Genomic DNA, 6,959 nt, shown 5'->3' on the forward strand with positions numbered 1-6,959 from the left:
GTAATCAACTTTTTATATAGCGACGAAAATAGCGGTGACCGAGACTAGTCAGCACCTCATAACCAATAGTGCCAGCGTACTCTGCCACCTCATCCACCGTCAGCTCTTTATTGAGGATCTCAATCGACTGAAGGGATTCACGGTCTTGGTCAGATAACGCGGAGATATCAAAAGTAGTGGAATCCATGGATATACGACCGATTATCGGCAGGTAGCGACCACAGGCCCAGCCGCGCCCCCGCCCACCCTGGGCCCGGATTATACCGTCGGCATAGCCGCCACGGGCCACTGCCAGCCAGCTTCCCGCTGCAGCCTGTTGGGTCGCTCCATAGCCAACCGACTGTTCGCGACTGACAAAACGCTTTTGCACTATCGGCAGACTGAGCGCTACTGTGGGCCGCATCAGATTGGGCGTACCGGGAACCGGGTTGACCCCATAGAGAGCAGAACCGGGGCGGGCAATATCGAAGTGATAATCCTCACCGAGGAAAATGCCTGAGGAATTTGCGAGGCTCAACTGCACCTCGGGACACAGTGAACGCAGCCTCTCACCAGCTTCTTTAAAGCTGCGTAACTGATAATCATTTTGTGGGTGAAGAGGCTCATCCGCACAGGCCAGATGACTGAGAAGAATATGTATATCCGCTGAATTGAGTAACTGCCGGTCCCTCAGTAGCAGTTCAAATTCTTCCTCGCTGAGGCCCAGGCGAGTCATACCCGAATCCATTTTCACCGCACAAGGTGCCGACAATTCCGCACGAGCACATATTTCAACCCAATTGCGCAGTTGCTCCAGGGTGAACAGTGTTGGTATCAATCCTGCGCGGGCACATTCCAGTTCGGCCCCATTGCGCACCCCGGTAAGAATAACGATACGGACATCGTCCCCCAGTTCTCCGCGAAGGCGCTCTCCTTCCGCCTGGGTCGCGACGAAGAAGTCGCGACAGCCCTGCCGAAAGAGGGTCGGCGCTACCTGAGTCATGCCCAGACCATAGGCATCCGCCTTGACCACAGCCCCACAGCGGGTGCCATCAGCCAACCGCCTGGTAAGATCCAGATAGTTATCAGCAATTGACTGCAAATTAATACTCAGCAGCCCCTCGCGGAAGTCATTCATGCAATACAACTCTCAATTCATCAGCTAGTTAGCCCCAAGCAAGCTCTCACGACTCAGCGCACGTGCACCTACTAATATACACAGCCCAACCAAAGATAGGGTGACCAAGGAGCCAACCAGAGCCAAGGATACAGATATTGCCTCCCCCGCCATTAATAGACTCAGCCACTGCTGCTGCCCGATTAGGGGGATCAGTTGCCAAGTGGGTGAGTCCAATTTAATGTCAGATAGATTTACTATCATCAGCAATGCGACAGGTAATCCTTGCAGAATGCTCAATTGGATTTGTGCATCTTTAAAGGACTGGGAGCGCAGGGCCAAAAGAATCTGGAGAACAGCAACCAGTAATGCCAGTGGCAATAACAATAAACTCATAGCCACCAACTCGATAATTCCTGCAGAAAACTGCACTCCAATCTCTGCCAATGGCAAAAGAGCAAAAGATAGCGTTAAAACTGCGAGCGAAAGAAGTGACCCAGACCAACCGATACTGGTTACGGCGAGCACTTTCGCCACAATAATCTGCCGGCCAGTTAAGGGTTGTTGCAATAAGGTTTCGATACTCATGCGCTCCCGCTCTCCCGCAGAGGTATCGATAGATGGAGCTGAGCTGCATACCATCAATGCCATAATCAATAATACCGGCACCATAATTCCTAAGATCGCTAAACCCCGGCTGGACGGAGTACTGACATCCCTTACCTGTAACTGCCAGGGAGCCAGAATCTGGGGAGCAATACCACGTGCGGATAAACGCTGCTGCATAATTGTTTTTTGCAGTGTGCCCAGGCGCTCCTGAATAAGCTGTATACCCCGCCCACCAGATTTGCTTGAACCATCAATATACAAATAGATCTTGGGAGACAGGAGGCGATGATAGTCTGACTCAAATTCCTTGCCTATTTGTAAGACCGCATCATATTTGTCCTCAAGAAGTTCACGTGGAATCCCCTCCCTCAACTGGTCAATCTGAAAGCCGCTTCCATGCAATTGCTTCTCTAATAAAGGGGCATAGTCACTACCTATAACGGCAATATTTAAATTGGTTTCGGACACTACCTTAAAAGATAAGGCACCACTTCCAATCATTATTGCTGGAAATAAAAGGGTAAAACCCAATGCAATCATTAAAGCCCGCCGATCACGCCAAACTTCACGAAACTCCTTTATAGCCAGTGCCCGGAATTGCTGTGAAAAAATATTATCGACAATACTCATGCTACTTCTCCTTGCTGGCTTTTCCCTACCTGTTGGCCATAAGCAAGCTTCACGAAACTATCTTCAAGGTTGTTGCTACCAGAGCGTGTATTAAGTTCATCTGGCGTCCCACTATCGACAATAGTGCCATTTGCCATGATCAAAACAGTATCAGATAGCTCTACAACCTCAGCCATAATATGGCTCGAAAATAAAATCGCAGTACCCTCTGCCCTCAAGCGTAAAAGAGTTCTACGCAGTAACCGAGCAGCAAGCACATCTAAACCACGGGTGGGCTCGTCCAAAATCAGATGAGAGGGGCGATGTACTAGCGCGCGAGCGAGAGACACCTTCATTCTCTCCCCTTGAGAAAACCCTTTTGTTCGACGATTCCAAAGCTTGGATAGCTCTAGCTCTTCTCGTACAGATTGCAATGCATATTCCAAATTGTCTCCGGCCAGCCCTTGGGCACTGGCAAAAAAAGACAAATACTCTGCTACAGTAAGACGTTCATAGAGTCCTTCCCGATCCCCAACCACACCTAGCTTTCGACGTACCTCCTTTGGATACTTTGAAACCTCCAGGCCACCGATATAAGCATGACCACTATCCGCCTTAAGCAAACCGGTAATAATACGGAGACATGTCGTTTTGCCCGTGCCATTGGCACCGAGTAAGGCTGTTATCTGCCCATCGGCAATAGAAAAGTTCAGGTCCTTCAGTACAGGGGTTCCCGAAAACTGCTTACAAACCGATTTCACTTTAATCACTGCCGCTCCCCCCATTGTTTGTTTTCTGCGGAACCAGGTTCACCCCTCCGGTCCAACTCTGGCCCATAAGCTCCAATCATGAACGGCGGCCTGTGAATATCTTCCACACAAGCTTGATCCAGCTCCTCTTCTGGCGCCTTAAGAAATTTCTCTATCAATTCCGGAATACAACCTCGGATAGAGTTGATATGTCCTCCTCCCATTACTATCAGGTGCTGCTTATTGGAGAGGTAATCAAGATCCTTTTGTGCATAACTTGGCGGTGTGATCGGGTCCGCTTCACCCGAAATTAACAATACTGGATGGTGACGGGCTTCAGGTTTGCTATAAGGTCTTTTAGGCACCGGCCATACATCGCAACCACGAGAAAACATTTCAAGAAAAGCGCTGCCGACGAAGGTATCAGCTATATCTGTAGCAGCTTCTTCCTCACTAATACGGTATAACTCCTCTGAGCAGGCAACAGAGAAAGTCAGGCCGAGGGACATTCCTGTGGTCATATCTGAAAAAAGCCCCGCAATACCTGCCAATGGTAAGTAATTACCTGAACCAGCTTCAGTGATTGCAAATGGCAATTGTGCCGACGCCTCGGGAGAGTACAAGGCCGCCCGGAGCATGCTCTGTAAAGCCCAGAGTGATATGGGCTGCTCGGAGACTTTCCCTGTGATTGGGTCCGGAAATTTTTCCGCGACAGAGTTATCCCAGTCAGTTAGTAGTTGGTTCAATATCTCTCGCCAATCACCAAACTGGGAGCAGGCTGGATCAGCTTGACAGTCTCTCACCAAAATTTGCAGTGCATGCTCTGCAGCTGAAGCTCCTAAAAAGACCTTTGTATCTATAGGCGCTACCGCATCTAGCACTAAGGCACTTAGACTGCCCGGATACCACTGCTGATAAAGTAAAGCTGTACGTGTTCCCCAGGAGCCACCCCATAAGGCAATCTTCTCGTGGCCAAAATGTGTTCGTACCAACTCAAGATCCTCAATGGTCTGGCGGCTACTGAGTGAATTAGCAAATGTCGCTTGTTGTAGATAGCATTCTGCCAGGGATTTCGAAATCACTGCCAAATCATTCGGAGTATTGCGATCAATACCACAGCTAAATGGACGAGATAATCCCGCACCGCGGCGATCCACCAGTACAACTGCACGTGTTTGGTTTATTTTACGGAACTTGTTCAGCAGGATCGCAAGATCACTCGCAGCCTGACCAGGGCCTCCCGCCAGCAGATATAGAGGCTCTTCTCCGCTTTCATCCAATGCAGGAGAAACCATTACGGCCAGGTTAACCTGTGTATCCCCTTCCCCTACTATGATCCGAGAGCACTGCAAAGAGTATTGCCATCCATCCAGATAGCAATCTTCAGCCTCACCCTTTCCTTCGGCAGCCATAACACTATGAGAGACAAGAAAACCCATTACGGCACAAGCGATAAATAACCTCCACATCCATACCACGACAGTTTCTCCTGATCTATTTGTCGACTACTCTAGTGTATCTAACCCCAAGCAAACCTGTCCCTCACCATCCCATTTCAATGAATTGCATTAGCACCCTCCTCGCCACAGTGGTAAGGTTTCCGTTTTAGCTTGCCCATGACTGCATCCATGAGCTTTTCAGACCGTGAAAAACACCTAATCCGAGCCGCCTTTGCCTGGGGCCAGATCACCCAACAGGAAGGCTATACTCTCTCAGACCTGGAAATTGAGAAGTCAGTACTTTTTCGTCGCCTACTTGGTGGCCGGCCGCCGCTGGCCTTCCCTCCTCCCTTGCGCCACGGATTCCCCTGGTACGATGTAATCGAAGGCCGCTCAGAGCATGTTGTTAGTGCTTCAGAGGCTTCACCAGAGTGCAGCATCATCGCTCCAGGCTGCAAAATCGGCGATACCTGTATATTGATTGATGGAGCTTTCTGGCGAGTAGTGGAAACTGTTCGAGAGCGGGAGGAGTACATCGTCGAGTGGGGCCAATACCCCATGCAGTGGCGTCTGAGGAAGCACTGGGAAGTCAATTATGAAATGACTCAGCAGCTACACAGCTTCCGTAGGGACAACCCAGATGAACAGGTTAGTTTTGATAGCTACCTCGGGCAGCGAGAATACCGCGAGTTTCGGATTGATGATGATCAAACTGTCTGGCTGTGCGAGTGGCAGCTAAGTCGCATAAGTCTTTCTGGCTGGGTTTGGGTTGGCACATTACTCTCTCCGCTAAATACAAGCTTAACCACGGTCAATGAAGATCCACTTGGTCCTATGATCCTAGGTGAGTCAGCTGTCGACAAAGGGGCTGCCTGGTTGCGTATTGAGGAGGCTGATAAGGAGTCCCGCTTCGTCAAGCTGGAAGGGCAGCATGACTATCAATCTCTTTCTGTAGCTAACACGGTTGCTCTGAAAAGCTTGGTACGTGAGCTGCAAGAGAATGCAGAGATAATTGAGATCTTAGACTGGGCTGGAGATAAACCATTACGCAGATTCTCCTTACCCGCCCAACTGGTGCCGCTTGATGAACTCAGCCTAAAAGAGATGAATTATGATCTGGTTCCAGATAATGCGTACGAACAATAACTATGCACCAATAAGGCAAGAGTAGATGGAACTCTAACCCTAAAGCCTCACCATGTGAGGCTTTTTTATTGCCCTCTATGTTTCTTCCACTCCTCTACTTCCGCACCAACCCCAGTAATTTACCTACAACTCCCTAAGCAGCTTATTGTTTATAAGTGATGACAAGGGATTGAAAAGATTGTTACCAACAGAAACCATGGATAGACCTGTGCATAACTCCGGGATATCCACTTTCAGGTCCCAGTTTCCGTAGGGGGCTTTTTAATGGGTAAAAAAACACCACTGATTTTTAGGGGATTTCCACAGGCCGGCCGTTATTAACAGAATGGCTGGATAGACTTGTGTATAACTGTGGTATATCCGCTGCCAGCCTTACAGTTGTGTGACATTGCGCGAGCGCATAAAAAATCACCGGCTTTTTCGTTGGTATTTTTGTGTCACTTTTATCGCTGTTAGTGCTCTTTTTTACAGCAGAGAGGGTTTCTTACTAAAAAGAGGGAAGGAAAGAATACACTGCGCTAGGGACCGTATGGGGCATGGATGCCGATTACGAGCTTACAGGGATGTATTCACAGCGAGTCTCGAGTGCAGTGTATTCTTTCCTTCTGACCCAGTAGTAATTCGGAAAATTTTATCGTGAAGAGTACTAGTAGCACTGCGGAAAATTATTTGGGAATACCCTTCAAGAAAAAATCACAGTAAAAAATAGAGGGGCGAATTATTTTTTCGGGAGAAAAGACGGTGGTAGAAGCCTTTCCTTTTTATTTTTTCAGCAGGATTGTTGAGAGTAAAAACTTGGCTGGAGTATTAATTTCTGTTCGGTTTTTCACTGTCTAACTTTTTGTTTTATTTTTCTCTTCCTCCTCTTCTTTTTATTTTTGATTTCTAGCTTTTTACTTCTCTTCTTTTACTTCTCTTCACTGGTATTTTTTTACGCATAAAAAAAGGCCACCCAATGGGTGGCCCTTTCGGATTAGAAGCCTGACGATGACCTACTCTCACATGGGGAAGCCCCACACTACCATCGGCGATGTTGCGTTTCACTTCTGAGTTCGGCAAGGGATCAGGTGGTTCCACAACTCTATTGTCGTCAGGCAAACTGGCTTGGGTTGGCATTGGTCTTATAAGCAATTTGCTTGGCCTGCCGTGTTATCGCTGTTTGCCTCGGTCTGTTGACCGGCGATAACCCCAAATAAGGCAAAAAATTGCTCCATGCATTTTTTGCATTCCTGCCGTCCATGGCAGGCTTCGGTAAAACAATCTGTAGTAATACACCGCAAGCGATCGTATGTCTCTAACTCACAATCCGCT

At 48.4% G+C, this 6,959-nt stretch carries 6 protein-coding genes and 1 rRNA gene; 1 reads left to right on the forward strand and 6 read right to left on the reverse strand.

Annotated elements, in window-relative coordinates; all coding sequences use genetic code 11:
* Nucleotides 1-4: 4 nt before the first annotated feature.
* The 4 genes from alr to ACCI49_RS06565 are packed head-to-tail and all read right to left on the reverse strand — an operon-like array spanning nt 5 to nt 4,532.
* Nucleotides 5-1,117, reverse strand: a complete 1,113-nt coding sequence (gene alr, locus ACCI49_RS06550) for an alanine racemase (protein WP_371838150.1) — start codon at nt 1,115-1,117, stop codon at nt 5-7.
* A gap of 24 nt (nt 1,118-1,141) precedes the next feature.
* On the reverse strand, nt 1,142-2,335 hold the full coding sequence (locus ACCI49_RS06555) for an ABC transporter permease (protein WP_371838151.1): 1,194 nt from the start codon (nt 2,333-2,335) through the stop codon (nt 1,142-1,144).
* On the reverse strand, nt 2,332-3,084 hold the full coding sequence (locus tag ACCI49_RS06560) for an ABC transporter ATP-binding protein (protein WP_371838152.1): 753 nt from the start codon (nt 3,082-3,084) through the stop codon (nt 2,332-2,334). Before ACCI49_RS06560 ends, ACCI49_RS06555 begins: the two co-directional genes overlap by 4 nt.
* Complete coding sequence (locus tag ACCI49_RS06565; RefSeq protein ID WP_371838155.1) at nt 3,081-4,532, reverse strand: alpha/beta fold hydrolase; 1,452 nt, start codon at nt 4,530-4,532, stop codon at nt 3,081-3,083. Before ACCI49_RS06565 ends, ACCI49_RS06560 begins: the two co-directional genes overlap by 4 nt.
* A gap of 159 nt (nt 4,533-4,691) precedes the next feature.
* On the opposite strand from ACCI49_RS06565, the gene ACCI49_RS06570 reads away from it, so the two are divergent.
* Nucleotides 4,692-5,648 carry a hypothetical protein gene (locus tag ACCI49_RS06570; protein ID WP_371838153.1) on the forward strand — a complete coding sequence of 319 codons (957 nt, stop codon included), beginning with the start codon at nt 4,692-4,694 and terminating at the stop codon, nt 5,646-5,648.
* A gap of 979 nt (nt 5,649-6,627) precedes the next feature.
* On the opposite strand, the gene rrf is transcribed toward ACCI49_RS06570, so the two are convergent.
* Together rrf and ACCI49_RS06580 are read right to left on the reverse strand one after the other, a co-directional pair.
* Nucleotides 6,628-6,743: ribosomal RNA gene (rrf, locus tag ACCI49_RS06575) — 5S ribosomal RNA — on the reverse strand.
* A 26-nt stretch (nt 6,744-6,769) separates the two neighbouring features.
* The coding region (locus ACCI49_RS06580) for a hypothetical protein (RefSeq protein WP_371838154.1) at nt 6,770-6,959 on the reverse strand (190 nt) is incomplete at its 5' end.

It is taken from the genome of Microbulbifer epialgicus, from assembly GCF_041447265.1.
Lineage (GTDB): Bacteria > Pseudomonadota > Gammaproteobacteria > Pseudomonadales > Cellvibrionaceae > Microbulbifer > Microbulbifer epialgicus.